The organism is Aeromonas sp. s5 (genome assembly GCF_040907865.1).
Lineage (GTDB): Bacteria > Pseudomonadota > Gammaproteobacteria > Enterobacterales > Aeromonadaceae > Aeromonas > Aeromonas dhakensis.
In genome coordinates this window covers 48,307-74,164 of record NZ_JBFOCO010000031.1, presented here as the reverse complement: position 1 = coordinate 74,164, position 25,858 = coordinate 48,307, and the positions used below count along the sequence as shown (strand labels likewise).

The following is a 25,858-nucleotide window of genomic DNA, read 5'->3' as shown; positions in this document are numbered from 1 at the left end:
CTTGCTGCAATACCACAGCTCTGTGACTCCAGGGGCGTAGTGCCATCATGTAGATACCAGCGGGGTAGCTTGCGCCGGGGATCATTGAATTCGGTCGATATTGATGGCCCTGCTTCAAGGTTGTTCATGAGACGTTTCATCCTTGGCCTGTTTCACGGCCGCTTGCGTTTGTGCACTGAACAACTGTTCCAGATTTTTTTCTGCCTGACTGGTCATGATCAACAGCTCGATTCGACGGTTCTGGCTGCCCCGAGGATCGGCGGTGTTTTCCAGCATGGTATCCGACATGGCCACCACCTGTCCCACTCGTTCCGGAGGCATGCCACCCGCCAGCAAGACACGTCTAGCCATCATGGCTCGATCCGAGGAGAGCTCCCAGTTGCTGTAGTTGTCCCCGGCAAAGGGGGTGCTGTCGGTATGGCCCGAGATCATGATGCGGTTTTCAACCCGTTGAAAAATCGGTGCCAATGCCATCAGCATGTGCCGGAAGAAAGGGCTGATACGGGCACTACCCCGGCTGTACATCTCCCGATCGTCATCATCACGGATCAGGATCCGCAAGCCCTGCGGTACCAGCTGCAACTCCAGATTATTTTTGGCCTGCATCTGCTCGGCCAGAGAACCAATGAAGCCGGCCAGCTGCTTCATCTGGGCTTCCCCTTCAATCTTGCCGGCCAGCAGGCTCTCATACCCACCACTGACGCCACCAGAAAAGATGCTGCGATCTCGCTGCATATGTCTCGGCATGCGCTGCCCCTGCTCCACAAATTTAGGGCTTAGCTCCTCCAGTACAGAAGGGTTGCCACCCAGATCTACCGGATAAGGACTATTGCTGATGTCGAACGGGTTGGCCTCACTGTCCATGATGCTGTAATCACGCAAGCGGCTGGCGACGACTTCTCGCTCCTCCTGGCTGGAGACAGCCAGGATCCATAGCACCATGAAAAATGCCATCATCGCCAAAGTAAAATCGGCAAAGGCGACTTTCCAGGCCCCTCCTCCTTTGGGGCCGCTGCTGCGCCGCTGCTGGCGCTTGATGATGATCTGCTCGTGATTACGCATTACATGGCCCTGTTCGTTACCCAGTCTTCCAGTTCAAGGAAACTGGGCTTCACGTCAGGCTCCAGCATCTTGCGACCTGAATCGACGGAAATCAGCGGCGTCTTGCCACGTAGCTGGGCAATCAGGATGGATTTGATGCACATCAGCAGCCCGATCCGGCGCTTGACCATCTCTTCCATGGCATTGCTGATGGGCTCCAGCAGGCAGTAACAGAGGAAGATACCGATAAAGGTGCCGACCAGTGCGGCAGCAACATGCACTCCGATATTGCTCAGAGGGCCATCCAACTGCTGCATGGTGATGATGATCCCCATCACGGCCGCCAGGATACCAAACCCGGGGCAGGCTTCTCCGGTCTTGTGCAAAGCATGTGCCGGCTTGAGCATGTCTTCCTCGATCGCCATGATCTCCTGCTCCAGCACGGTATCCAGTTCATGCGGGGTGATCTTGCCCATGCCCAGCAAACGCAAGTTGTCGATGATGAAACCCAGTAACTGCGGATCTTCCGAAATCTGTGGATACATCAGGAAGACCGAACTCTGCTGCGGGTTCTCGATATGCTCGTCCAGTGCCTTCATACCCTTGTTGCGGGTCTCTTCCAGCAATTGATGCATAAGTGTCAGCAACTCGCGATAAACCTCCTTCTCCTCCTTGTTGGATTTGAAGCATTGTTTCATCTGCCGCCACATCTCGTGCATCACCTCCTTCGAATTACCCAGGAACATGGAGCCTGCCGCGGCCCCAATGATGATGATCAACTCGGCTGGTTGCCACAAAGCAACGGGGTTGCCGCCCGCCATCATGAAACCGCCCAGCACACAAATGAAAATGACGCCGAGGCCTATCTGTTTTTGCATGAATGCTCCCGCAGAATTCAATGAGCCTCACCACTAGTGGTGAGGCGTTAGTATATGGAGTCGACCAAACGTTGCTTGAGCTGTAGAACACACTGCTTGTGCAACTGACAAACCCGAGATTCCGTCAGCCCCAGCACTAGGGCAATCTCTTTCATGTTCAGTTCTTGCTGATAGTAGAGGGAGAGCAGCAGCTGCTCGCGCTTGTCCAGCGAGGTCAGCACCTTGCTGATGGTCATCGCCATGTCGACATCATCGGATTCCGTGGTCGGAGCCTTGCCACCATTTTCCAGCCACTCTTCTAGGCTCTGAAGAGCCTCGGCCTGGCTGGCATAAGCCAGTTGGCGCACTTCTTCAATGGTGCACTCCAATGCGGTGGCCAGTTCCAGCTCCGACGGAGGACGTCCAAGCCGATTGTGTAGCTCTCTCTGGGTCTGATTGTGGCTATGCACCTGCTGACGCAACTGACGGGGGCGCCAATCCAGGCGACGCAGTTCATCCAGCATGGCCCCACGGATCCGCTTGAAGGCGTAGCTTTCGAACTGGGCATCCGGCTCACTGTCGTAACGACGCCAGGCTTCCAGCAGACCCATCATGCCCACCTGTTCCATGTCTTCCTGGTCGAAGCAGGCGGAAACCTGACTGCGCAAATGGCTGGCAGCCCGTTTAACCAGTGGCAGATAACGGGTCAGAATGGCCTGTTCGCCCGTGCGGGGGGGAGAGGAAACAAATTCTTGCGGGCTATCCCAGTCGATATCCATCATGACGTCGCTACTGAACCAGGACCTTGGTAATCAACACCTCATCCAGATAGGTCTTGTAGCCATAGCTTTGCAGCGTGGTGACCAGCTTGCCCAGCAAAGAGCTTTGCAATGCAGTGATGTTCTGCAGCTCTTTCTTCACATCATCGTGGGTACGGTGACTGAAATATTGCACCATCGCATTGCGGATCAGTGGTGTCAGTTCATTGAGCGAGTTGAGCTGAGCCGGATTGTGGGTCACCAGTGCCAGTTCAAGCACGAGATAATGGGATTCCACACCACCTTCCAGACTAATGACAAAGCGCTCCATCGGTTTGAACAGCGGGGTAGTACTGAGCTCGGGTTTTGGCTCAGCCAATCCCAGCCACACGGCAACCAGATCTCGCTTCAGATAGGCCCCATAAGCCAGCACAGCCAACAGGCACAGTGCCATCACGCCTATCATCAACCACTTAACGACTCGCCGCATAATATGAAATCACTCTCGTTATTGCCGGATAAAAAATCAAACCAGGGTATTCAGCCAGTCTCGTCCATTGCCATCGCTTGGCTCGAACTCTTCCTGCCACTGCCGTCGTCCAGCCATGATCTGCTGCTGTTGCCATTTATCCTGCTGCTCTCTCTCACCACCCTGGCCCACGTTGACTTCGACTCCCCCCGCATGATGGGGAGACAGGCTCATCCGCAGGCGCTCCATCGACTGGATAAGTGCTTCACGCACCGCAGGATTGGTTGCGTTGAGCTGGACATTGAGACGATCCCCCTCCAGACGCACGGTCAATTCGAGCCGACCCAGTTCGGGGGGATCAAGCCGGATATGGGCCTGCTTGACCTGCTGATTGACCTGCAGCTCAACCTTGTCTTTCAACACATCGAGCAGTTGCTGTCCCCATTGAACGGGGTTATCGGCCAACTTGACGGGGGTCCATTGATATTCTGCCGGTTTGGGTGCCACCGTAGTCGCCAGATTGCTGAATACTCCTTTCAAGTCTGCAACGGTGGATTCAGGTTCACCGACACCGTCAACCGCAAGCTGGAGCTGCACGCTGGCCATAACCTTGTCGCGCAGCACAGGCTCCATTACCGCTGTAGCAATCTGAGCGCCCATACGGTTGGAAACATCCGTACTGGATACAGGTATTCTATTTTCATGCTGAGAACCTACTGCCTCCCCAACTACTCGGTTGTAGTCAGAACGACCATAGGTTGACAGGGCTCGCAATACTGCCGAGGCGGCTGATGAGCCGTCTTGTCGGACCGCCCCCTCCCTGTCATCAGTCGTCACGACTACCGGCTGGGCCTGGCGTAGCATCGACAGTCGCGAAGCATCATCCGACAAAAGGAAAACGGGGAGCAGGTTGTTAAAAGAATCCAACTGTTCGGCAGCATCATCTCGCGGCTCATCAGTCACACTCGGATCTTTTTCATCGATAGTTTCAGCTGGTAAAGGCATTGCCACCAGCTCTTCCATGAATGGCAGGTCCAGCGGTTGGTATGTGTCACCTTGGCCATCAGGCTGCCGGGAAAGACGACTGAATCCTGCGGAATCAAGCGCAGCCACGCCATCAAGGCCGGGGAATTGAATCATGCCCATTCCTGTACCTCGCCATAAGCTTGCAACCCTTCCCGCTTCTGGGACAGCTCCTGCCATTCCCGTTTACGCAAGGCCGTTTCTTGCTGACAGAGCAACAGAGCCTCCTGCTGCCAGGATCGCACCTGATCCCTGGCAGGTTGCATGGCGGCCCATAATTCTGGCTGCCCCAGCATGTGCTGGATGAACTGGGACAATCGACTATCAGCCAAACGAACGGCATCCCACTGGCCGGCGCGGGCCTGCTGCAATATCAGGCGTCCCAACCCCAGCAGCTGGCGCTGGCGGGTCTCATGCTCTGCAGTAAGTTGCTTAGTTCCGGTTACCGACATGGTGATGGCCCCCAATTAAAATGACCTTGCCAGCAAGCAAGGAGCAGGCCAGCTGAGAAATTCAGGAATTCATGAGGATGGCCAGGGATCAGGCCGGGAAAAGAAGGAAGCATCACTTCCGCATCAGCGAGGATGACGCGCCATTGCTTCCCAACCTTCCTTCAGTTCCAGCAGGATACGACGCACTTCGGCGAACCCAGCCACATCGTTTGACACACTGATTTCAAACAGGCGCTGACCACAGTAGTCGTAGAGACGATGCAGGTTGACAGCAAGCTCCCCGCCCTTCTCCATGTCCAACGCACTGTCCAGTCCACCCAGGATCTGCAGGCATTTGTTGATCGCTTGCCCTTTGCGCTCAAACTGCTTGGCCAGAATATGCCCTTCCGCGCGGGCCATTTCATCGAGCAGCCCATCCATCAACATCAGCACCAGCTGATGTGGGTCCGCACTCGCCGCCTTGGCCTGGGTAGCGGCGAATTGGTAGGCATCGTAGCCGTCTTGATCTTCAAACATGTACAACTCGCTTGTTCTGGATAAGATGCAGCAGACAGCAGGAAGCGTGCCGGTTTAGAGAGCACCCATGGTCTGCAACATTTGATTCATGGTGCTGAATTGATTGAGATAGCGCTTATACGCGGAGTCCATACGGCGATCCAGCGCATCCATACGTTCTTTGATGCGTTTCTCGCTCGCCTCAAGACCCGTCTTGCGCCCCTTGAGTGCGCCATCACGCTTGGTATAAGGATCGAGTGAATCACTCATGCGCTTGAGCAGGCCATCATCCCCCAGCAACGCCTTGCCAAGCAGCTCTGGGTCCTTGTCCAATGCCTTGTTGAAATCGGTCTCGCTGAAGGAGAGCTTGCCGGCCTTGTCAGTCTTGATACCGAGACTGCTGAGGCTCAGGCCATTGGGCAGGTCGCGCACACTATTGGAGAGCATGCTCTTGAGGCTGCGTACCCCGCTGTCGGAAGAGAGAGCACCGGGAGCCTTGGGATCACTGGACGTCATCTTGGCCAGCTCATCGACCAACTCGTTATAACTCTCAACAAACTTTTTGAGCGAGCCGGTCACTGCCTCCTTGTCTTGCTCAATGTTGACCAGCAAGGGGGCATCACCGCTCTTTTGGGCCTTGGTCAGCTGCAGTGTCAGACCATCGACCACGTTTTCGATCTTGTTGCTGGCGGAGGTGATGGTCAACGGGTTGTCCCCCCCCATCCGCAACCTGGCATCCTGGGCTTTGGTAATGTCCGTTTTGCCGCTTATCGCGGCCCCAAGCGAATTGGTCGCATCTCCGCTGTAGTTGACAGAGATGGCATTCTCCAGCCCGCTGTCCTTGCTGGTCAGCACCATGTTGACTTTGCCGTCGGTGCGGACCAACGTCGCCTTGACGCCGGGATTGTCCTTGGCATCGTTGATTTTGGAGACCAGGTCCTTGACGGTTGACCCTGCTGGCAAGGTGGCCAGATCGATGTCGATAGTCTTTCCTTTGACGGTGAGCGAGAAGACTCCATCCGCAGGCAGGGGGGACGTTTCACTATCCAGACTGAAACCAACCTGATGGGACTGGGCCAGCTGCTCCACAAAGAAGTTGTATTGTCCCGAGCTGGCCTTGCCGTTGCTCGTCACCGTCATGACCCCGTCCTGGGACATGGTTGCCTTCTGTGCCTGTAAATTGGACGCCTTGTTGAGATCCTTGAGCATGGTCTGGAAGGTCGATAGCTTGGTATTGAGAGTGCTGAGCGCACTCTGCTGACCCTTGATGCCATCCATCTGCTTCTTCAGCAACGCGTCCATATTTTTTCGCTCAATAGCGACTAGCTGCATCGCCGTAGCGGCCGGATCTATTTGCATCTTAATCCCTCTTCATTTCACTCAACTGGCATGCCTGTTGGAAAAAACGCCTCGATTCTTTCCAACCGACACCCCTTGTCAGACAAAGGCCGCCCCACAGGAGCGGCCATGCAATCCATTAACGCAGCAGACCAGTTACCATGCCGGTCATCTGGTTGGAGTTGGACAGAACGGACATGCCGGCCTGCATCAACATCTGGTTCTTGGTCATGTTGGTGCTTTCCTGAGCGAAGTCGGCATCCATGATACGGCCGTTCGCCATGTCGGTGTTCTCTTTCATGTTGGAAAGGTTGTTGACGGTGTGCTCCAGACGGTTGATGTTGGCACCGAAAGTGGAGCGAGCTTCACCGATCTTCTCCAGCATGCCGTCCATAGCAGTGATCTGGGCAGTCGCATTGGTGGAGCTCAGAGTCACGGCGGCGGCGCTGGTGATGGCAGTGTTGACCGCTTTCACTTGGGTGGATGCATTCAAGTCCAGCTTCTCGGTAGCGCTGGCACCAATCTGGAAGGAAACCGCACCGGTCTCGAATTTACCAGAGGATTTCAGCAAGGCAGTGCCGCCGAAAGTGGTGTTGTCACGGATGTTGCCCAGCTCTTTACCCAGCTCCTTGAATTCGGCGTCCATGGCGGCGATGTCTTTGTCGCTGTTGGTACCGTTGGCTGCCTGGGTAGCCAGATCTTTCATACGCTGGGTGATGTTGGTCATCTCGTCCATGGCGCCTTCAGCGGTCTGGATCATGGAGATGGCATCCTGAGCGTTGCGCATACCCACTTTTTGACCGTTGGACTGAGCCTGCAGACGGGTGGCGATTTGCAGACCGGCAGCATCGTCGGCAGCGGAGTTGATACGCAGACCGGTACCCAGACGCTGCATGGCGGTACCCAGCATCTTGTTGGTGGAGTTCAGCTGGTTCTGGGTGGTCATGGAAGCAAAGTTGGTATGAATGGACAAGCCCATGGTTATTTCCTCGATTTAGGCGCTGCACTGCAGCTTGTTAGGTAGACAAAATAGAAGGACGACCACGGGTTGGAAAAAATTGAACAAAAGAGAGGGATTTTTCTTTTTATGCCTAAGAAGGGCATGCTCAGAGGAAAAACATCGGGCTGACAAAGTGCCAGCCCCGTAGGAATAATCGCAGTGACGATCAGCGCAAGGCACGATCAATATCATCCAGCAAGACCGGAAGTTCGAACTCCAGGTAGTCAGACAGTCCAACCCAATCATGACGTTCCTGACATTGCAGCAACTGCCTTGCCAGAAGCAGCAACGATGATTGCAGCTCAACCGGTAGATTAGTCATCAGCGGCGTCAGCAATTGCAGCATCCGTCCACATTCGAAGCAGGCCTCTTCATCCTTCCCCTCACGCAACAAGGCTGCCAGTGCATCTGTCCCAACCTTGAAACTGGCCACATCGATCATCCCGCAAACTCCTCATGGTAACTGGTACCCAGAATACGGGCCCCATCTCGGCTACTATTCATGAAATTCACCTCGGGATGGCGTTGAATATAAACTTCCAAGCCATTCAGATAGATGCAGAAGCTGAGTAGAGTTTTCACCGGTTGACCATGCCCATTGGGTACTGTTCTGCGACCATAGCGGGCATCACTACCCAGTTCACCATCCTGCCATCCGGTGTGAGTCCGGCCTTCAGGAAAGGAGAAATCGGCCCCAAACAGCGTAATGTTGTGGGCCCCCATCCTGACCGCCAGGTCTGTGGCAGGGTGAATAACGCTACCCCCGGTAAAGAGGGATGCCCGCCGCAATTTCTTCTGCAGGCCGGCATAGGTGTCCAACATCTCATAAGCGCCATAACGTGGGCCTTGCCATTGTGACACCACCTTGTTGTCCACCATGGGAATATAGACAAGAGCAATATGGGAAGAGTGCTGGGGATCCAGGATACCAAGGTGAATATGCCGATCTATGGTCACTACAATATCGGGTTTGATTCCTTGGGCCATCAGAGGGCGTAGAGCCGTGTCGACACAGATGAAAAGAGGACGCTCAGGTCGCTCATAAACCGCTTTCAATGCACTCAGATGATGAGCCAGCGTCGGTCCTGTAGCCACTACATAAGCATCCCGCCCTTTGGCTGTGCCAAATAACTGCGCCACATCGGCATCTTTGCGCAATAGGTCCAGATTGCCAGCCAGGCGCTCCGATACCCAGTCCTGCCCGAATTGTTCATTGATTGCCTCAAGCCGACTCTGGATAAGGACTCTATCCCTGATCTTGGCGGCAGATTCATCCGCCAATTCCAATTCCGAACTGAGGAAAAGGAAAGGGGACATGACCAGCTCATTTTCTTGAGCAAGCAACAGGTTCACCCTGGGGTCAGAAAGCCAGTCCAACTGTTCCGTCAAATGCAAGACCAGAGCAAAGATCGAGGCATTCATGATCTTCACATTCAGCCGGCGCAGACGCTTACGCCTCAGTAGTACCCGCGGTACGTCGCCAAGGCCGGTCCCATAGAGGGTCAGCTCCGGAGCCTTTACCGAAGACATGGCCACAATCCGTTCCGCCTCCTGCATCCTGTCATGACGACTGGTCAGTTGAATACCGTTGATGGCCAGGGTGGAGCTGAGCCCTTCTACCAGTTTGGCAGGCACACTGTTGACGTCCTGTGCTTGCAGGCACGCCAAAACGGCAGGCCAGCGACGGGCAATGAGCTCTGCATGCTGAGGGAAGTAGTCGATCATGTAGGTAATGTCACTTGCAGAAGAGGAATGAAAAAAAAGAGAAGAAGGTATTCAGGTCAGCAACGCGACCACGCTCTGGCGGGAGACATTTGCCTGTGCCAGCAGGCCGGCCATGGTGCCCATGAAGCCCCCCTCCTTGAGTTGCTGGCTGAGCTTACCCTGCAACTGTTCAAGCTCTTCCTGCTTGAGGTTCTGGCTGCGCGCCTTGACCCGGTCAAGCTGCTTGACCATGCGTTGGCGAAACTGTTTCAACTCACGGACGGATTGCTCAATCTCACCCAACAGGCGTTTCAGACGCTGCTGTTCCTGCTTGAGCTCCCCCTTGTCGATGCCCTCCCTCAGCAGGGTCAACTGCCCAGGTTTGGGTTTGAACTGCACCGGAACAGGATTGCCGGCCGGAATACGGATCCCCTCGCCGCTGAGCAGAACCGGTTCATCCAGTTTGCGTCGATGCAGCTCGGGGACGGTCAGTTCCAGCTTGCCCAGTTCGTTCAAGCGAGCCTGGATGTGCTCTTTGCGCAGAGCCCGATCCAGCCGGGTAACCACCTCCGCCTCATTGGCGCCAGCAGGCAGTATAACCTCGACGGCACTGCTGGTCTGTGGGAAGGAAAAGATCAGGCGCTCGGCACTCGCTTTGGGGCTCAGCAGGTCTAGTCGCTCCGAGCCATAACTTACCCGGCTCTCCCCTGCTGACGCCAGCAAGCGGGGCTTCAACTCTGTGGTCAGCGGTGCCTTGGGCTGGGTCAGCTTCTCTTCCAGCAACTTGAGGCGTGATACCAGATCGCCGCTCGCGGCACGATTTTGGCCAAGCTGCTGTTCGAGACGTTTCAATTCACCCCAGACCTGACTCAGCGCTTGTTCTCCCCCCTGTGCGTGGGCGATCCGCTGCTGCGCCGTACCGATCAGGGCCCAGCGGTCCAGCCGGACAATATTGGGATGACGTTCCGTTTTGCTGGTTGGCTGGGACGCACTCTGAGCAGTCACACGCCCGCGCAGTCTGGGTTGGGCTGGCGTTTCGGCCACGCCGCCCAAACGGGTTTGTTGAATCTGCATCATGGCTCCCTGCAGCTGAACTTATGGCATGTAATTGAACAGGCTCAGCCCATTGACCTTGGCAAAGGCCTGCTGCTGAACTTGCAGAGCCATCAGCACATGGGCCTGCTGGGTGACGGCACTGGCATAGTCGAGGGACTCTATCTGATTACTCACTTCCTTGCTATAGGTCCCCTTCTCGGCATGCCCTTCATCCACCTGATCGAGCAGATTGATGCGGGCACCAATGGTACTGACCATCTGGCTGATATCATCCTGCAGTGTCTTGCTCCGGCCCAGCATGTCACGGGCTTGCTCGGCTGCATCCGGCGCACCATTTTCCAGGGCATCCACCACGGCATCGAGTTGCTTGAAGAAGTCACCATTCTGGATGAACAGCTGATCCGCCGTCTGATTGAGCCCAACGGTCACCCCCTTGGCGATGCTGACCTCGCGGATCAAGGCATCCCCCTGATACTGGTAGTCACCGGTCGGGGTTTTGACGATGGCAGTCTTGCCAACCTGGCTGCCCGCAAAGAGGCTGGAACCACTCTCATTTCTGGCGTTTGCCAGATCGAGCAACCCATCTTTGATAACGGCCGTCTCACTGGCGACCGCCCGGCGATCATCTTCTGACAATGAGCCCGTGGCAGCGGTCTGAGTCAGCTCGCGCAACCGCATCAGCATGTTGGTCATGGTTTCCAGCTGCTGTTCTCCTTGGGAGAGCTGGCTCTTGGCATTGGCAATATTCTTCTGATACTGCTCCATGGCCACCTGCTCTTTCTTCAATCCGAGCAGACGCACACTCCCCACCGGGTCATCCGAAGGTTGCAGAATGCGCTTGTTGGTGGAGATCTGACGATCGAGGCGAGCATATTCACCAAAACCATGCTGCAGGTTGTCGAGCATGCTGAGTTGAATCTGGTTGGTACTGATGCGCATGATCGCTCCGTTAGAACATGTTCAGGATGGAGGTAAAAAGTTGCTCTGAAGTGCTGATCACCTTGGCGTTGGCCTGATACGCTTTGGTGTAGGCCATAATCTTGACCCCTTCCTCATCCGTGTTGACCCCGCTGACGCTGCTCAGCTTGGTGGCCAGCTGTTTCTCCATATTGGCATCGGCCGTCATGGTGGCCTTGGCCTGGCCACTTTGTACCGCCATCCGGCCCAGCAAGGCGCTGTAGGCATCATATTGATCATCCTTGATGGTCAACAGCTCCTGCAGATTGCGGTTGTCACCACTGCCGCCGCCAGCCTTGGCAAAGGCGAGGTCATCGCCAGTGAAGCCATCGGCAATCTTCAGCGTGCCGGACGGGTTGAGAGGATCGTAGGTGAAGAGCGGCTTGCCCGGATTGCCATGCAAGTCGACACCGCCACCCTGCTTGGCATTGAAATCATCCGCCAGTTTTTTCGCGATCTGGTTGAGCTCGTCGCGCAGCGGACGCAGAACTGTCGTCCGATATTCCATAACCCCCGCCAGGCTACCGCCATGCAACTTGGGAATATCGAACGATTGCGGACCGAAGCTCAAACTGAGCTTGTCGCCCGCCAGCGAGAGTGTGCTGCTACTGCCTGCCAGCACCAGAGGCTGACCCTGGGGCAGGCTCAGTGAGAACGAACCGTCACTTTGCCGGTTGACCCGCACTTCCATGAAGGTCGACAGCTCACGTACGATCTGCTCGCGACTGTCTTCCAGCACCGAGGTATTGACGCCCTTGGACGCCTGCTCGCTGATCTGGGTGTTCAGCTCGGCAACCTGTTTCAGATAGCTGTTGACCTGAGATACGGTACTGTTGAGCTGATCATCGATCTGCTTCTCCTGGGTCAGCATGCTTTCATTCAATTGGCCAAAACGGTTGGCCAGTGCCCCCGCCGAGCTGACGATCTGACTGCGCTGTGCCGGTGTTTCCGGGCTGTCGAGCGCCGCACTCAGGGAGGCGAAGAAGCTGTCCAGCCCCTTGGCGATGTTCATTGACTCGCTGCCCAGCAGTTGCTCGGTGGTATTGATGTATTGATGGAAAGAGTAAGAGGCGCCAGTTGCAGAGCGGCTGCGCCAATGTTGGGAGACCAGATAGTCATCCGTGATCCTGCGAACACCGGTTACCTCAACCCCCTGGCCATTATCCAGCCGGCCAAAACCGGACAGGCTGCCCATCATGGCTTCCTGGCGGCTATAGCCGATGGTATTGACGTTGGCGATATTCTGGGCGGTGATATTTAACGCGATCTGGGCCGAGTTAAGTCCGCTAAAACCGATATTGAGCAGCGACATCAGTCAACTTTCCTCATTTTTGCCGAATTCAGAGGCTGACTGAATGCAGCCAGGGTCTGCTGTTCTGAAGCGACCACCGACTCGGCATTCTTTAATGTCGGCGCCAATTGGCTGACCATCTGCTCTTTCAACCCAATGCCGCCACGCTTGACCATGCTCATCGCCAGCTGGCTGTCATACATGTCGCGATAGAGCTCCTGGCCCTTGATGAGCTTGTCATCCTCATCCTGCATCGCATCGGAGGCTGAACGCATGTGCTTGAGCACGGTTTGCAGAAAGCTCACCTCAAATTGGCCGGCGGCCGCATCCAGTGCGGCACGCTGATCCGGGTTGCTCTTTATCTGCTGCAGTTCGTTGAGATCCTGATAAAACCCAGGTTCCGTGGTTATTCTGGTCATAGAGATCCTTAGATGACCACCAGCTCTCCCTCGAGGGCTCCAGCCTCATCGAGTGCTTGTAGGATGGCCATGACATCATCGGGGGTTGCCCCGAGCGAGTTGACTGCCTTGACGATCACCTCCAGTGAGGTGCCATCCGGCCAGACAAACATGTTGTTTCGTTCCCGATCCACCTGGATTTTCGAGTTGGGGGTCGTGGTGGTCTGCCCATTGGAGAAGGCATTGGGCTGACTGACCGTCTGACTCTCGCCAATGGTCACCGTCAGACTACCATGGCTGACCGCCGCTTTGTGAACCTTGACCCCCTGCCCCATGACCACGGTTCCGGTCCGGCTGTTGAAGACGACTCGAGGCCGCTCCTTGCCCATGTCGACCTGAATGTCCTGCAGCAGCGCCATGAACGAGATCCGTTGGCTCTCGTCCTTCGGAGCGGCAACCTGGATCCGTCCCGCACTGACCGCTCTGGCCACCGGCCCCAGCTGACGGTTGATCTCCCGCTCCACATTGCGGGCGGTCTTGAAATTGGGCTGGTGCAGATTGAGCGTCACTTCAGGCTTTTCTGCAAAGTTGCTGGCCACTTCGCGTTCTATGATGGCGCCGTTGGGAATGATCCCTGCGGTCGGCACGTTGATGGTGACAGAAGAGCCCGACTGCCCCTCGGCCTTGACCCCGGCAACCACCAGATTCCCCTGAGCGACAGCATACACCTCACCATCGATGCCGCGCAGTGGCGTCAACAACAGCGAACCGCCGCGCAGGCTCTTGGCATCCCCGATCGAGGTGACAGTCACATCCACCATCTGTCCCTTGCCAGCCAAAGCAGGCAGGTTTGCTTGAACCGAGACTGCAGCAACGTTCTTGAGTTTTGGGTCGATGTCATCTGGCAGCTGAACCCCGAATTGCTTGAGCATGTTGGCCATCGACTGGCCAGTGAACTTGACCTGGCTCTTGTCACCCGTGCCGGACAAGCCCACCACCAGTCCGTAGCCAACCAGCTGGTTGGCCCGCATGCCCTGTACATCGGCAATATCCAGCAAGGCCCGCTTGGCCGGTGCCGCGGCATTGGCCCACCAGGGCAGGCAGAGGCAAAGCAGGGCGATAAACCATCTGTTCATGTGAAACCTCAAAAGGGAGCGAAGGCGGAACTGAAGAAACGGCTCAGCCATCCCATCTGGTTGCTGTCAGCCAGAGCACCACGCCCGGCGTAGGTAATGCGGGCATCGGCAATGCGCTGGGACGAGATTCGGTTGCTCTGATCGATATCCTCAACCCGCACCATGCCGCCCAACCGGATGTACTCATCGCCCTGGTTGAGGCGGATCCACTTCTCGCCGCGGATCCCCAGCACCCCGTTCGGCATTACCTCGGCCACCGTCACCGTGATCGAGCCGGCCAGGGTATTCTGCTGGCTGGACGTCGCCCCGCCATCAAAGTCCCGATCTGCGCTGAGAGAAGCCCCCCAGTCAGAGCGCACCTTGCCGCCGATACTCGGGGCCGGCACGTTCATGCTGCTGTTCTTGCTCATGCTGGTGTTGGCTTTTTTGCTCGACTGGGTACGCTCTTCCAATACAACGGTGAGGATGTCGCCGATACGGTAAGCTCTGCGATCCTGAAACAGGGTCATCATGTACTCACCGCGATAAAGACTGCCATCCTCCCCCTTGCCCGAGGCCGATAGCATGGGGCGTGAAGGCGCCCATTTCTCATCACCCGGTTCGGGAGCCTTGAGCTCATAGGTCGCGCAGCCGCCCAACAGCAGAACCACCCACAGATAACGCCACATCATCTTCATCATCACAGCGCTTGAGTGACGAACTTGAGCATCTGGTCAGCCGACGAGACAACCTTGGCATTCATCTCATAAGCCCGCTGGGTGGTGATCATGTCGACCATCTCTTCCACCACGTTGACGTTGGAGCTCTCCAGGGTGAACTGCTTGATGGCCCCCATCGCCTCTTCACCGGGTACTCCCTCAATCGCTTCACCGGAAGCACCGGTCGCTCGATAGAGGTTGCCACCGAGCGCTTCCAGGCCGGCAGGGTTGGCAAAGTTGGTCAGGGTGATGCGGCCCAGCTCCACATTTTCCTGCTGGCCCGGTAAGGTCGCACTCACGGTTCCGTCGGTGCCGATGGACACCTTGGTCGCATTGTCCGGGATCTGGATCTGCGGCAGCATGGGCAAACCATCGGAGTTGACCAGCAGGCCTTCGGCGTTGCGATGCCACTGACCATTGCGGGTATAGGCGGTCTCGCCGTCAGGGCGTTCCACCCCGAAGAAACCGGCCCCCACAACTGCCATGTCCAGTTCCTGGTTGGTGTTCTGGAACTGACCGGGAGTGAACACTTTCTGGGTACCGACCACACGAACACCGTTACCCATCTGGATGCCGATGGGAGACAGGTTCTGTTGATCCTGCTGGGCCCCGGGCTGGCGTTGCACCTGATAGAACAGATCTTCAAAAGCAACTCGATCGCGCTTGAACCCGACCGTGTTGACGTTAGCCAAGTTGTTGGAAATGCTGGCCATCTTGGCATCTTGCGCCGACAGACCGGTTTTACTTACCCAAAGTGCCGCGTGCATCTTCGTCTCTCCACCTGATTCATGGGGGCGTCAACGCCCCCGCAATACGAATTGGCCGTGGCGGGCGGCAAGCCCGCCATTCATCAACCCTGGCCGGATATCAGCCGGGCACCTTGCCGAGCCTGATCGTCCGCCGTTTTCATCAATTTGACCTGCAGCTCGAAGTTGCGGGTCAGCGACATGCTGCTGATCAGCTCGTCGACTGCATTCACGTTCGCCCCTTCCAGAAAGCCGGACGCCAGTACCACCTGCTCGCTGGCCTCGGCATCCCCACCCTGGCGTAACCGGAAGAGACCATCCGGCCCCTTGACCAGTTCGGCTGGGTCCGGGTTCACCAGCTTGAGACGCCCTACATCCAACCGGGCACCGCCGCCGGGCGGTGTGATACTGAGCGAACCGTCCTTGCCAAAACTCAGATCCCGATAGGCAGGAAGTACCATTTCCCCGCCTTCCCCCAGTACCGGACGACCATTGAGCGTGAGCAGACCATCGGCATCGCTCTCCAGATTGCCAGCTCGGGTATAGGCCTCTTTGCCATCGGCGGTCTGGACCGTGATAAAGCCTTCACCGCGGATCGCCACATCCAGCTTGCGGCCCGTCTGCATAAGGGCTCCCGCCTTGAAGTCGGTACCAGCCAGCTCCTCGCGGGCCATCACCCGGCTTGGGTAGCCATCACCGGCCAGGGCATAGGCCGACACGCGCTCGAAGTCGGCCCGAAAGCCGGCAGTGTTGACGTTGGCCAGGTTGTTTGCCCGGATTTGCTGGGCCATCAGGGTATGCTGTGCCCCCGACATGGCGGTATAGATAAGCTTTTCCACGCATCAAGCCTTAGAAGGAGTTGAAGAGAACCTGGGTCATCTTGTCAGCGGAGCTGATGGTCTTGGCGTTGGCCTGATAGTTGCGCTGAGAAGTCATCAGGCTCACCAGCTCCCCGGTCAGATCCACGTTGGACCCCTCATAAGCCCCTGCGGTCAATGACCCCATGGTCCCCGTGCCAGGAGCGCCCAATACCGGCTGGCCAGAGCTGAACGATTGCTGCCAGGTGGTATTGTTGGTTTGCAGCAGACCGTTGGGGTTGGTGAAGTTCGCCATCACCACCTGGCCCTGCAACAGGCTCTGACCGTTGGTAAAAGTGGCATAGACACCACCATCGGCATCCACCCGCACCCCGGTCAGATCACCGGCGGTATACCCATTTGACTGGTTGCGCGTGGCGTTGAAATCGGAGGCGTACTGGCTGACACGGGCGATATCGACCTGCAGGGAGATCTTTTCAGCACCGGGCGGGGTCAGGTCCAGAACCGGGGAGGTCGTCGGAGACTTCAGGGTACCGTTGGTGTTGAACTCCAGCGTCACCGGGGTGCCTGTCTTGGTGCCATTGAAGGCATAGTTGACCTGCCAGGTGTTGTCGGCCGTCTTGACGAAATACTGGGTGACTGTGTGCTCAACCCCCAGCGAGTCATACACCTTGCTGGACTGGGAATAGCTGAAGCTGGCCGACTTGTCAGGATCGAACGGATGGGCCGTCTGGTCGATCACACCAGCATCGGCCTTGAGGTTGGCAACGAACTCCAGCTTGTCGGACGGTTTGGCAGGCAGGCTGCCGGCCTTGACCTGAATGTCCCCCACCACACCGGACTGCAGTTCGCCCGCATCATTGGTGGTGTAACCTTGCAGCCGGGTACCGCTGGCAGTGGTCAGGTAATTATTGGGATCCCGCTGAAACATGCCTGCCCGGGTATAAGAGGTCTGGCCGTTGCTGTCCTTGAGCACAAAGAAGCCGCTGCCCGAGATCGCCAGATCCAGCCCACGGCCGGTACGGGTCACGTCACCATTGCGGTCAAAATTCTGGGAAACGTTGTTCATCTCTACACCACCAGCCTGACCACCGCCATAAATGGCGGCAAACTCGGCACGGCTGGACTTGAAGCCGGCCGTGCTGGCGTTGGCCACGTTGTTGCTGATGACACTCAATTCCTGGTTTACGGCGCGCAGGCCGCTCAATCCGATACTGAAAGACACAGTTTCGCTCCTATCTGATTACGCCGATTTGCCAAACTGGATGGCACTGAAGAGAGGCACATCGCCCACTCCGGCCACCTGTAACATGATTTCGCCTGTACCAGGCAGGGTGACCCGCTCTACGGTGCTGGCCACATAATTCTTGGTCGTGGTCGCCACACCTTGGAGCGAGGCTTTGACCTCGAAGCTGTATTCACCGGCAGGCAAAGGGGGCAGTTCATAATCAAGGCCACCGGCCTTGCTCTCACCCCAGTTTTTGGTCGCAACCAGGGTGCCGTGCTTGTCATACACCTTGAGTTCAACCTGATCGGCGGCACCGGCCAGCTCCACCTGCCCCCGGATCGCTTTGTCGTCGCTCTTGGTCAGTGTCTTGCTCGGAACCATCACTTCCTTGTCGATCAGGTCAGTGCTCTGCAGTACCTGCTGGGTATCCATCATGTTGATGGACTTCTGCTGCAAGACCTTCAGGCTTTCCACCCCTTCTACCATGCTGAACTGTGCCAGCTGGGTAACATACTGGGCACCATCCAGGGGGTTGGTGGGATCCTGGTTCTGGATCTGGGCAACCATCATCTGCAGGAATTCGTTACGCAACTGCATACCGCTCTGGGAATTCTGGCCGGCAGCCGTGTTATTGGGGGCTATCTCCGGTGTCGTGTTGCGCTGGCTGGTACTGCGGGCCGTATCCAGACTGCTTACCTGAGGCAGACTCATGGCTTACACTCCCTGACCCAGGCGCAACAGACCCTGCTGCATGCTGTTGATACGGTTGATCACCTCGACGGAGGTTTCAAAACCACGGGAGGCACTCATCATGTCGGCCATCTCCTCCACCGCGTTGACGTTGGAGTAGTAGACAAAGCCGTCCTGATCAGCCAGGGGGTTGGTGGGCTCAAGACGCTTCTCGACCTGACGATCTGATTGCACTATGCCGGCAATCTGCACCTGGGCCGATCCCAGCGACTCGGCATCCTGCACCCGCTGATAGAGGGTAGAAAACACCGGCTTGATGGCACGGAACGCAGCCTCTTCACTGCCCGCGGCACTGTCCACGTTCGCCAGGTTGGAGGCAACTGTGTCCAGACGAACGGTTTGTGCTCGCATTGCACTACCGGCAATGTCATAGATGCGATTGAACGACATGATCAGCGGCCCTCGATCGCCTTGGCGATCCCGGTAATTTTCATATTCAGAAAGGTGAGACTGGTCTGGAAATCAGTGGCGTTGTTGGCAAACTTGCTCTGCTCGACGCTGAGTTCGGCGGTATTGCCATCCATTGATACCTGATAGGGAATGCGATAGAGAGGGTGCTCCATGTCATTGGCCATGCTGCCCTGTGCAATGGCGGCACTCTCGTCTCCCGCTGCAACTTGCTGCGCGACACGCCCCAGAATCGTCTTATAATCGACATCCCGGGCCAGATAACCTGGGGTATCTACATTGGCCAGGTTGCCTGCCAGGATACGCGCCCGATCCGCCCGCACATCGAGGGCATAAGGGTGTACACCCAACGCGCTGTCAAATGAGATACTCATGCTTCATCCTTCTATGAATCAGTCAGACCGGTGCACTCTTTATCAAGACTCATGCCAACCATGAAGAACCTTTATTTCCGCTGGTTACAGCGTCAACAGTGGCTGATAACACGGATAAAAGGGGAAGCACTGTTTCCCGTATGGAAGCGAAGCAACCTGCTGGCCCTGTGGCTGCTGTCATGGCCACTGCTGGCCGAGCCGACCGCCCTGACCCGGCAGCTCGAAGCACTGTTGCAGGAGGATGCCAGCCAGGCCCTGCATGCCTATCTGCAGCAGCAGGGCTGGCCAGCGTCCGAAGCGGAATATCAGGTCTGGATCTCCCCTGCAGTCACCCATCTGCCGGACTGTTCGCAGCCTATCCGCCTGCAGGCCGGCGGTCAGTATCGTCAGCCCTGGGGACGGCGACCCTATCTGGCAGAGTGCGTCGACCCGGCCTGGCAGATCAGGGCCAGGGTCGAGGTGACACTGATGCTGCCGGTCTGGGTGACGGCGCAGGAGCTGCCTAGAGGCCATGTCATCAGACCTGGCGATCTGATCGAAAAATCACTTGAGGTCAGCCGGTTGCAACGTAGCTTTGTGCCCACCTCAGAGTCTCTGGTGGGCAGCAAGAGCAACCGCAACCTGCGGATGGGTCAGTTGATTAGTGAGCTGGATTTGCAGAAAGCCTGGGCCATACGGGAAGGTGAAGGTGTGTTGATCCGGGCTGGCCAGGATGGATTTTCCGCCACAACGCGGGGACGGGCACTGGCCAACGGGGCCATCGGCGACGGAATTCGAGTGAAAAATCTGAGTTCAGGCAAGGAAATCCAAGCCTGGGTGATCGACAAGGGGGAAGTTGAAACCCGTTTTTAATTCAAAGCATGGGTTTGATTTAAGTTACATCGACCTTGGGTCGCTTGTCATAGATAGACCATCAGGAATTGACGTTATGAAGATCACACGCACCGACCCGCTCTATGTTCAGGCCCAGCTGCAACGCAAGCAGGAAGCGCCATCCACGCCATCGCAGCCACGCGCCAGCCAGGCTGATGCCCAGATCAGCACCACGGCCCAGTTCGTGAATCAGGCGAGGGGCGAGCTGGCTACGACTTCCGACGTGGACATGGACAAGGTCAACCGGATCCGACAGGCCATCAGCGAGGGCAAGCTCGAACTCGACATGGATGCACTGGGTCAGGCCATTCTGGACATGCATCGTCGATGAGCATGGACGCCAAGCAGAGGGTCAAAGAGCTGATCCTGGGCATTCAGCAAGACGGCACCCGCTATGTCGCCCTGCAACAACTGCTGCTGCGTCAGCACAGTCTGCTGGCCGCTCACGACGTCGACGCACTGGCTGAACATAATCAGCAACAAACACAGCTGATGATGCAGGTGCAGCAACAGGCGCAACAACGCTGTCAGCATCTGCTGGCGCTGGGATTGAAGCCTGATGAAAAAGGGATGGCGGCACTCATCGAAAAACTGCCCGCCAACCTGCAGCACAAGGTTGCCAAACAGTGGCTGAAGCTGGAACAGCTGTTGCAGCAATGTCTGCGTCAGAACGAGCTCAACGGCCGCTTGCTGGCCGGCCAGATAGAAACCATCAATACGCTGCTGGGTCAGGAACCCGCTTATGGGCAGCAGGAACGCTTTCCGGATTAATCCCTACTCCCCTTTCATCATGCGATGTCGCAGACTGGCCAGCTCATCCAGCTGGCGCTGATCGCGCGACTCCAGTTGCCGCTGCTGTGCCTGTTCACGTTTATCCAACAGCAGTTCCAACCCTTTGACCCGACCAAACTGTTTGAGCACCTCTCCCTCGTGTCGCTCCAGATCGAGTCTGGCCAGAGCAGACTGCTGCATTTGATGGGCCAGCAGTTGCCGCAGCTGACCATCCATCTGATGCTTGTTCTGCCACAACAGAGGGTGAAAAGTTGCCGAACCACAGTGCAATGAGCCAATGACCTCCTGCAACCGCAATGCCCGCTGCTCTTCCCGCATGGCATCTTCCCGCAGTCGTTGGCGCTCCTTGCCCATGTTTTCCAGCGCATCCTGCTGCAAACCAAGATAAGACTTCAGCACGGTAGCCCCTTATTGCCTTCCGAGCACTTGTCGGAGCCCGGCGGTGACCTGAGCGAGGGGAGTCTCTTCGTGGATGCCTTGCTGCAGGAAGGCGGCAATAGCTGGATAACGCTGCACGGCTTCATCCATCTGGGGATCGGCGCCCGGCTGATAACCACCTAGCGGCAGCAATTCACGCACCTGCTGATAACGGCCCCACAGTTGGCGCAGCGTGACGGCCAGTTGCTGCCACTCGGCAGGCACCACTTGCGGCATTACCCGGCTGACCGAGGCACCAATGTCGATGGCAGGATAGTGACCTTCCTCCGCCAGTCTGCGGGTCAACACTATGTGACCATCCAGAATGGCGCGGGCCGAGTCCACCACAGGATCCTGCTGATCATCCCCCTCCGCCAGCACCGTATAGAAGGCGCTCAGAGAGCCATCCGGGTGCGTACCATTACCGGCTCGCTCCACCAACTGGGTTAGCATGCTGAATACCGAGGGCGGATAACCTCGAGTCGCGGGCGGTTCTCCTATTGCCAGGGCTATTTCACGCTGGGCCTGGGCATAGCGGGTCAGGGAGTCCATCAACAGCAACACATCCTGACCCTGCTCACGAAAGTACTCGGCGATACGGTGGCACAGCTGAGCCGCCCGCAGCCGCATCAGCGGTGACTGGTCTGCTGGCGCCGCTATCACCACGGCGCGAGCCAGCCCCTCCGCCCCCAGGCTGTGCTCAATGAACTCGCGTACCTCCCGTCCCCGCTCACCAATCAGGCCGACGACGACTATCTGGGCGGTGGTATTACGGGTCATCATGCCGAGCAACATACTCTTGCCGACCCCTGAGCCCGCAAACAGGCCCAGCCGCTGTCCCTTGCCGACGGTCAGCAGGCCATTGATGGCGCGGATACCGACATCCAGCGGCTCGCGAACAGGTGTACGCAGCAAGGGGTTCGGAGGGGAAGAGAACAGCGCCACATGCTCCCCCTCATCACGCAGCGGCCGGCCATCCAGTGGCTGCAGCAGACCATCTACGACTCGACCCAGCAGGTGCTCACCGACCCGAATCGTCTCTTCCCCGTCGATGGGCAGCACCCGGGCACCGGCATAGAGACCACCCATCGGTTGCAACGGCATCAGATAGGAGACATCACGGTTGAAGCCCACCACTTCAGCCAGCAATGGCGTGCCTGTCGCAGTATCGACCCGGCAACGCTGACCCATCACCAGCTGGCAGCCCACTACCTCCAGCGTCAACCCTGTTACCCTCACCAGCCGACCATAGCGGCGAAAGCCGGGGACATCGTCAAAGCTGTCTAGCGCCGATGTGAGCGCCTGTTGCAGGGCTTCATGCATCCTGGGGCAGTTCCAGTGTGCTGTTGAGCTGCTCCATACAGGCGGCAAGACGCTCGCTCGTGTTGACCTCTATGACCGCCGCTCGGGTCTCCAGGCGTGCATCGCCTATGCCCAGTGCCGGGTCCACCTGCAATGGCCACCCCTCGCAGCGAGTCACCCCCTGCTCTGCCAGTCGCTGCCGATCCCCTTCGCTGAGATAGATCACCAGCTCTTCCGAGGTGGCAGGCAGGCTCGCCAATGCCTGTTCTACCTGTTTGAGTACCTGTTGCGGATTGAGCGTAAATTCGGCCTGGATCACCCGCTTTGCCACCTGGGCAACCAGCTGGGCAACCAGTTCCTTCTGTTCCTGCATTCGACTGCGGGTCAGGGACTCCCACTGCGCCTGCAATTTGGCAAACGGCACCATGGCCTGATCGAAAGAGGCTCGCCCTTCCGCCAGCCCCTGGGCAAACCCGCGAGTTTGCCCTTGTTGCAGCCCCTTCGCTTCCCCCTCCACCAGACCGCTGGTCAGGCCCTGCTGGTACCCAGACTGATAGCCTTCGTCGTGACCTTGTTCCAGCCCCTGCTGATAACCGAATTCGAATTGTTCCTGCTGGCTCTGTGCCTCTTCTCCACTCTGTCCCAACGACGGGAAACGGTAGAGACGGGTGGCTCCCGCCGCCAACTTGCGCACACTGTGGTTCATGGACGCCTCCTGTTAATTGACGGTGGGTTCTTCGAATAGCTGGAATTCGACTTCGCCCTGCTCCACCAATTCGCGAACCAGCTGCATCACCTCTTCGCGGGCCTGTTCGACCTTGCGCAAGGAGACGCTGCCCTGTCCCTGGATTTGGGCTTCCAGCGCCTGCGCCATCCGCTTCGGCATGGCGCCCAGCACCACCTTGCGGAAGCTGGCCTCGGTATTTTTCAGTGCCAGCGCCAGCAGATCGCTTGGCAGCTCCTGCACAAGACGCTGCAGTGTTTCGTCGGTCTGACGGCGCAACGACATGAAATCGAACATGTTTTTCTCGATTTCCAGCGCCATGTCGCCATCGTGTTCGCGCAGCAGAGAGAGCATTTGCTCCTTGTCACCCTGATAGCGGTTCAGAATATCCGCCACCTGGCGCACCCCGTTGACCTTGGCTCCTGACTGATCGGCAACATAAGCCAGACAACGGTCCAGGGTCAGACGCAGTTCTCCCAGCACGTGTTCGCTGACACTGTTGAGACTGGCGACACGAACCAGCAGATCGTCGTGCACCGAACCCGGCAGAGCATCCAGCACGGCGGATGCCGTCTGCGGGGGCAGGAAGGCCAGCAACACGGCCTGCATCTGTGGGTGTTCATTGCGGAAGAAACGGGCAAGCACCTCGGCGGGCACCCACTGCAAACGCTGGATGTCCTGGCTCATCACGTCGCCATAAAGGCTGTCTAGCAGACTGCGGGAGAGGCGCTGACCCAGCGCCAGATCCAGCGTCTGTTCCAGATACTCGCGTGAGGCGCTACCGATGCCGCTCTGCTCACGGTACTGGTTGAAGAACTGTTGCAGCGTCCACTTGGCCTCCATCGAACTGACCCCAGACAGGCCAGCCATCTTGGAGATGAGTCGTTGTACCTCATCACGGGACAACTTTTGCATCACCTTGGCGGCGGCCTCGGTCCCCATACTCAGCAGCAAAATCGCGGCCTTCTCCAGGTTGTCGATGTCGATATCGACGGCGTTTTGGTTCAGATTAACGTTGTTCATTGCCACTCACCCATGATCTGACCACTTCCGCGACGCGCGCCGTGTCTTTTTCCACCAGCAGTTGCAGGTGTTTGAGCTGTACTTCTAGTTCGGAGCCAGGCTCTGGCAAAGCCTCCAGATCCAGCGAGGAGAACTGCGGTTCCATCTGGTTGTCAGAGCGGATCAAACCATTGCCCATCGCGGGAGCAGTCAGAGCGGCATCATCATCCCGGCGCATGGAAAGACCCACTGTCGGTTCCTGTTGCTCATCCTGCTCCTCGGTCGCGGTTTCCTCAGGCAACTGCTGGGTACGCACCAGATGTTTGACCAGCGGTCTGATGCCGAAGAACACCAGTGTAAGGCCAAGCAGGCCGCCCACCAGATAACGCAGAGAGTCCTGCCAGTACGGGGTTTCCCACCAGCTCGACTCGGGCGGGGCAATCGGCACGGCACCGGTAAAATCGAATACCTGCAGGCTGATCTGATCGCCACGGGTATCGTCAAACCCCACCGAACGTTCCACCATCTGCCGGATCTGCTCCAACTGCTGCTCATTCCAGCCGCCCTTGGGGGCACTCTGCTGGTTCAGCAAAATGGAGACGTTCATCTTCTCCAAACGACCCTGCTGGTAACGGGTATGCACTATGGTGCGGCTGTTTTCGTACTGCTTGTTGACCTCTTGGCGCTCGGTGCGAGAATCGTTCTTCTGGGCTTCTGCACTGGCAGCACCCTGATTCTGAGCCGGCTGCTCGCTCTTGGGGGTCGTTTCGGGCGGGCGATTGGACAAGGCACCGGGGATCCCCAATGCCAGTGCATCGATGGTTTTATCCGACTTGCTGGACTCCTTGGTGACCACGCCCTGTGGATCCAGCTGTTGCTGGGTCTCCTCTACCGCATTGAAGTTCACGTCGGCAGCAATCTGTACCCTGAAGTTACCCGTGCCCAGCATGGGATAGAGCATGTCGCTGGCACGCTGGCGGATGTACTGTTCAAGCTTTCGCACATACTCCATCTGCTGCACGCTCTGCTTGCCAAAACCAGCCTTGTCCCCCAACTCTGCGCTGAGCAACTGACCAGCCTGATCCACTATGGTTACCGCCCCCGGCTTCATGCCGGATATGCTGCCAGCAACCAGGTTGGCGATCGCTTCAACCTGCCCCGGCTCCATGGCCTGGCCAGGCTGCAGGTCCAGCATGACGGACGCACTGGGCTTCTCTTCATCTCGTCCGACGAACAGCGTCCGCTTGGGGATCGCCAGATGCACCCGGGCACTGCGCACCGCATCCAGTGAAATGATGGTTCTCGCCAGTTCCCCTTCCAGCGCATGCCGGTAACGGGCTCCCTCCATGAACTCGCTGGTCCCCAGGCCCGTCACATTGTCCAGCCCTTCCAGACCGGCGGGCATGGCGGCCCTCACCCCTCTGGCCGCCAGCGCCATGCGCACATGGGCCAGCTGATTTTCCGGCACCAGGATCTGGCCGGAGCTCTTCTCCAGCCTGAATGGGACCTGCTCTTTTTCCAACATCTCCATGATGTTGGCGGTGTCATACAACTCCTGCTTGCCGTACAAGGGCACGTAGTTCTTGCTGGAAGTCCACAGGATCACCACGATGGTTCCCGCCACGATGGCGGCAAGCAACGCTATGGTCAGGATGGATTTGTTGTCGCGGGACAGACTGCGCCAGTTGCGCAAGCCCTCCTGGACGCGTGTTCTGAAGGAATCCGAAGCCCCTTGCGGGGACGTTACCAGT

Annotated in this window: 31 protein-coding genes; 3 read left to right on the top strand and 28 right to left on the bottom strand. The window is 57.5% G+C overall.

The features are described from left to right. Positions 1-114: 114 nt before the first annotated feature. From lafU to lfgB, 23 genes are all read right to left on the bottom strand, one after another. Positions 115-1,062 (bottom strand): lateral flagellar motor protein LafU, encoded by a 948-nt coding sequence (gene lafU / locus AB5Y94_RS17195; protein WP_368206216.1) that lies wholly within the window; start codon positions 1,060-1,062, stop codon positions 115-117. Then, positions 1,062-1,919: a lateral flagellar motor stator protein LafT gene (gene lafT / locus AB5Y94_RS17190; RefSeq protein WP_005305741.1), complete on the bottom strand. Its 858-nt coding sequence runs from the start codon at positions 1,917-1,919 to the stop codon at positions 1,062-1,064. Before lafT ends, lafU begins: the two co-directional genes overlap by 1 nt. A 47-nt stretch (positions 1,920-1,966) precedes the next feature. Continuing rightward, positions 1,967-2,680: a lateral flagellar system RNA polymerase sigma factor LafS gene (gene lafS / locus AB5Y94_RS17185; protein WP_005305744.1), complete on the bottom strand. Its 714-nt coding sequence runs from the start codon at positions 2,678-2,680 to the stop codon at positions 1,967-1,969. A gap of 7 nt (positions 2,681-2,687) precedes the next feature. Then, on the bottom strand, positions 2,688-3,146 hold the full coding sequence (gene lafF, locus AB5Y94_RS17180; RefSeq protein ID WP_368206215.1) for a lateral flagellar basal body-associated protein LafF: 459 nt from the start codon (positions 3,144-3,146) through the stop codon (positions 2,688-2,690). Between the two features lie 36 nt (positions 3,147-3,182). Continuing rightward, the gene (gene lafE, locus AB5Y94_RS17175) at positions 3,183-4,265 is read right to left on the bottom strand and encodes a lateral flagellar hook-length control protein LafE (protein WP_368206214.1); all 1,083 of its coding nucleotides are present in this window, start codon (positions 4,263-4,265) and stop codon (positions 3,183-3,185) included. After that, a complete protein-coding gene (locus AB5Y94_RS17170; protein ID WP_041203701.1) occupies positions 4,262-4,600 on the bottom strand; it encodes a hypothetical protein in 339 nt (112 codons plus the stop codon). The genes lafE and AB5Y94_RS17170 overlap by 4 nt, the downstream gene beginning before the upstream one ends. Positions 4,601-4,723: 123 nt before the next feature. Further along, entirely contained in the window at positions 4,724-5,116 is a 393-nt protein-coding gene (lafC, locus tag AB5Y94_RS17165) for a lateral flagellar export chaperone LafC (protein ID WP_026141638.1), read from the bottom strand. Positions 5,117-5,170: 54 nt separating this feature from the next. Continuing rightward, entirely contained in the window at positions 5,171-6,454 is a 1,284-nt protein-coding gene (lafB, locus tag AB5Y94_RS17160) for a lateral flagellar capping protein LafB (RefSeq protein WP_368206213.1), read from the bottom strand. A 118-nt stretch (positions 6,455-6,572) separates the two neighbouring features. Further along, the gene (lafA, locus tag AB5Y94_RS17155; RefSeq protein WP_244364951.1) at positions 6,573-7,412 is read right to left on the bottom strand and encodes a lateral flagellin LafA; all 840 of its coding nucleotides are present in this window, start codon (positions 7,410-7,412) and stop codon (positions 6,573-6,575) included. A gap of 187 nt (positions 7,413-7,599) precedes the next feature. Then, positions 7,600-7,875 (bottom strand): hypothetical protein, encoded by a 276-nt coding sequence (locus AB5Y94_RS17150; RefSeq protein ID WP_244364949.1) that lies wholly within the window; start codon positions 7,873-7,875, stop codon positions 7,600-7,602. Further along, positions 7,872-9,158: a motility associated factor glycosyltransferase family protein gene (locus tag AB5Y94_RS17145; protein ID WP_368206212.1), complete on the bottom strand. Its 1,287-nt coding sequence runs from the start codon at positions 9,156-9,158 to the stop codon at positions 7,872-7,874. Before AB5Y94_RS17145 ends, AB5Y94_RS17150 begins: the two co-directional genes overlap by 4 nt. Before the next feature lie 51 nt (positions 9,159-9,209). Beyond that, on the bottom strand, positions 9,210-10,211 hold the full coding sequence (locus tag AB5Y94_RS17140; protein WP_368206211.1) for a hypothetical protein: 1,002 nt from the start codon (positions 10,209-10,211) through the stop codon (positions 9,210-9,212). A 21-nt stretch (positions 10,212-10,232) separates the two neighbouring features. Further along, positions 10,233-11,132: a lateral flagellar hook-associated protein LfgL gene (lfgL, locus tag AB5Y94_RS17135; protein ID WP_368206210.1), complete on the bottom strand. Its 900-nt coding sequence runs from the start codon at positions 11,130-11,132 to the stop codon at positions 10,233-10,235. A 10-nt stretch (positions 11,133-11,142) separates the two neighbouring features. Then, complete coding sequence (gene lfgK / locus AB5Y94_RS17130; RefSeq protein ID WP_017409410.1) at positions 11,143-12,462, bottom strand: lateral flagellar hook-associated protein LfgK; 1,320 nt, start codon at positions 12,460-12,462, stop codon at positions 11,143-11,145. Next, positions 12,462-12,860: a rod-binding protein gene (locus tag AB5Y94_RS17125; RefSeq protein WP_005305782.1), complete on the bottom strand. Its 399-nt coding sequence runs from the start codon at positions 12,858-12,860 to the stop codon at positions 12,462-12,464. Before AB5Y94_RS17125 ends, lfgK begins: the two co-directional genes overlap by 1 nt. An 8-nt stretch (positions 12,861-12,868) precedes the next feature. Further along, entirely contained in the window at positions 12,869-13,975 is a 1,107-nt protein-coding gene (fgIL, locus tag AB5Y94_RS17120; RefSeq protein ID WP_005305784.1) for a lateral flagellar basal body P-ring FlgIL, read from the bottom strand. 8 nt (positions 13,976-13,983) lie between these two features. Next, entirely contained in the window at positions 13,984-14,655 is a 672-nt protein-coding gene (gene flgH, locus AB5Y94_RS17115) for a flagellar basal body L-ring protein FlgH (protein WP_017788249.1), read from the bottom strand. Beyond that, complete coding sequence (lfgG, locus tag AB5Y94_RS17110; RefSeq protein ID WP_005305789.1) at positions 14,655-15,440, bottom strand: lateral flagellar basal-body rod protein LfgG; 786 nt, start codon at positions 15,438-15,440, stop codon at positions 14,655-14,657. Before lfgG ends, flgH begins: the two co-directional genes overlap by 1 nt. Before the next feature lie 83 nt (positions 15,441-15,523). Beyond that, complete coding sequence (gene lfgF, locus AB5Y94_RS17105; protein ID WP_017409405.1) at positions 15,524-16,258, bottom strand: lateral flagellar basal-body rod protein LfgF; 735 nt, start codon at positions 16,256-16,258, stop codon at positions 15,524-15,526. A 10-nt stretch (positions 16,259-16,268) separates the two neighbouring features. Beyond that, positions 16,269-17,462, bottom strand: a complete 1,194-nt coding sequence (flgEL, locus tag AB5Y94_RS17100; RefSeq protein ID WP_005305795.1) for a lateral flagellar hook protein FlgEL — start codon at positions 17,460-17,462, stop codon at positions 16,269-16,271. 18 nt (positions 17,463-17,480) lie between these two features. Next, positions 17,481-18,176, bottom strand: coding sequence for a flagellar hook assembly protein FlgD (locus AB5Y94_RS17095; RefSeq protein ID WP_368206209.1), 696 nt, complete (start codon positions 18,174-18,176; stop codon positions 17,481-17,483). 3 nt (positions 18,177-18,179) lie between these two features. Further along, positions 18,180-18,605: a lateral flagellar basal body rod protein FlgCL gene (gene flgCL, locus AB5Y94_RS17090; protein WP_017409402.1), complete on the bottom strand. Its 426-nt coding sequence runs from the start codon at positions 18,603-18,605 to the stop codon at positions 18,180-18,182. Positions 18,606-18,607: 2 nt separating this feature from the next. Continuing rightward, positions 18,608-18,997, bottom strand: coding sequence for a lateral flagellar basal body rod protein LfgB (lfgB, locus tag AB5Y94_RS17085; RefSeq protein WP_336289832.1), 390 nt, complete (start codon positions 18,995-18,997; stop codon positions 18,608-18,610). Positions 18,998-19,048: 51 nt separating this feature from the next. Between lfgB and lfgA the strand changes: the two genes are divergently transcribed. From lfgA to lfgN, 3 genes are all read left to right on the top strand, one after another. Further along, on the top strand, positions 19,049-19,849 hold the full coding sequence (lfgA, locus tag AB5Y94_RS17080) for a lateral flagellar basal body P-ring formation protein LfgA (RefSeq protein WP_368206208.1): 801 nt from the start codon (positions 19,049-19,051) through the stop codon (positions 19,847-19,849). 76 nt (positions 19,850-19,925) lie between these two features. Further along, on the top strand, positions 19,926-20,201 hold the full coding sequence (flgM, locus tag AB5Y94_RS17075) for a flagellar biosynthesis anti-sigma factor FlgM (protein WP_017788254.1): 276 nt from the start codon (positions 19,926-19,928) through the stop codon (positions 20,199-20,201). Positions 20,202-20,203: 2 nt separating this feature from the next. Next, a complete protein-coding gene (lfgN, locus tag AB5Y94_RS17070; RefSeq protein WP_368206207.1) occupies positions 20,204-20,641 on the top strand; it encodes a lateral flagellar protein LfgN in 438 nt (145 codons plus the stop codon). A 3-nt stretch (positions 20,642-20,644) separates the two neighbouring features. On the opposite strand, the gene lfiJ is transcribed toward lfgN, so the two are convergent. Genes lfiJ through fliFL form a run of 5 tightly spaced genes read right to left on the bottom strand, consistent with a single transcriptional unit; the run spans position 20,645 to position 25,857 of the window. After that, on the bottom strand, positions 20,645-21,061 hold the full coding sequence (lfiJ, locus tag AB5Y94_RS17065) for a lateral flagellar protein LfiJ (protein ID WP_029304689.1): 417 nt from the start codon (positions 21,059-21,061) through the stop codon (positions 20,645-20,647). Between the two features lie 9 nt (positions 21,062-21,070). Further along, entirely contained in the window at positions 21,071-22,402 is a 1,332-nt protein-coding gene (gene lfiI / locus AB5Y94_RS17060; RefSeq protein WP_005305819.1) for a lateral flagellar FliI-like assembly ATPase LfiI, read from the bottom strand. Next, positions 22,395-23,087, bottom strand: a complete 693-nt coding sequence (gene lfiH / locus AB5Y94_RS17055; protein ID WP_017788256.1) for a lateral flagellar assembly protein FliH — start codon at positions 23,085-23,087, stop codon at positions 22,395-22,397. The genes lfiI and lfiH overlap by 8 nt, the downstream gene beginning before the upstream one ends. A 12-nt stretch (positions 23,088-23,099) precedes the next feature. After that, positions 23,100-24,128: a lateral flagellar motor switch protein FliGL gene (gene fliGL, locus AB5Y94_RS17050; RefSeq protein ID WP_139430595.1), complete on the bottom strand. Its 1,029-nt coding sequence runs from the start codon at positions 24,126-24,128 to the stop codon at positions 23,100-23,102. Further along, positions 24,115-25,857, bottom strand: a complete 1,743-nt coding sequence (fliFL, locus tag AB5Y94_RS17045; protein WP_139430702.1) for a lateral flagellar M-ring protein FliFL — start codon at positions 25,855-25,857, stop codon at positions 24,115-24,117. The genes fliGL and fliFL overlap by 14 nt, the downstream gene beginning before the upstream one ends. Position 25,858: the final 1 nt, after the last annotated feature.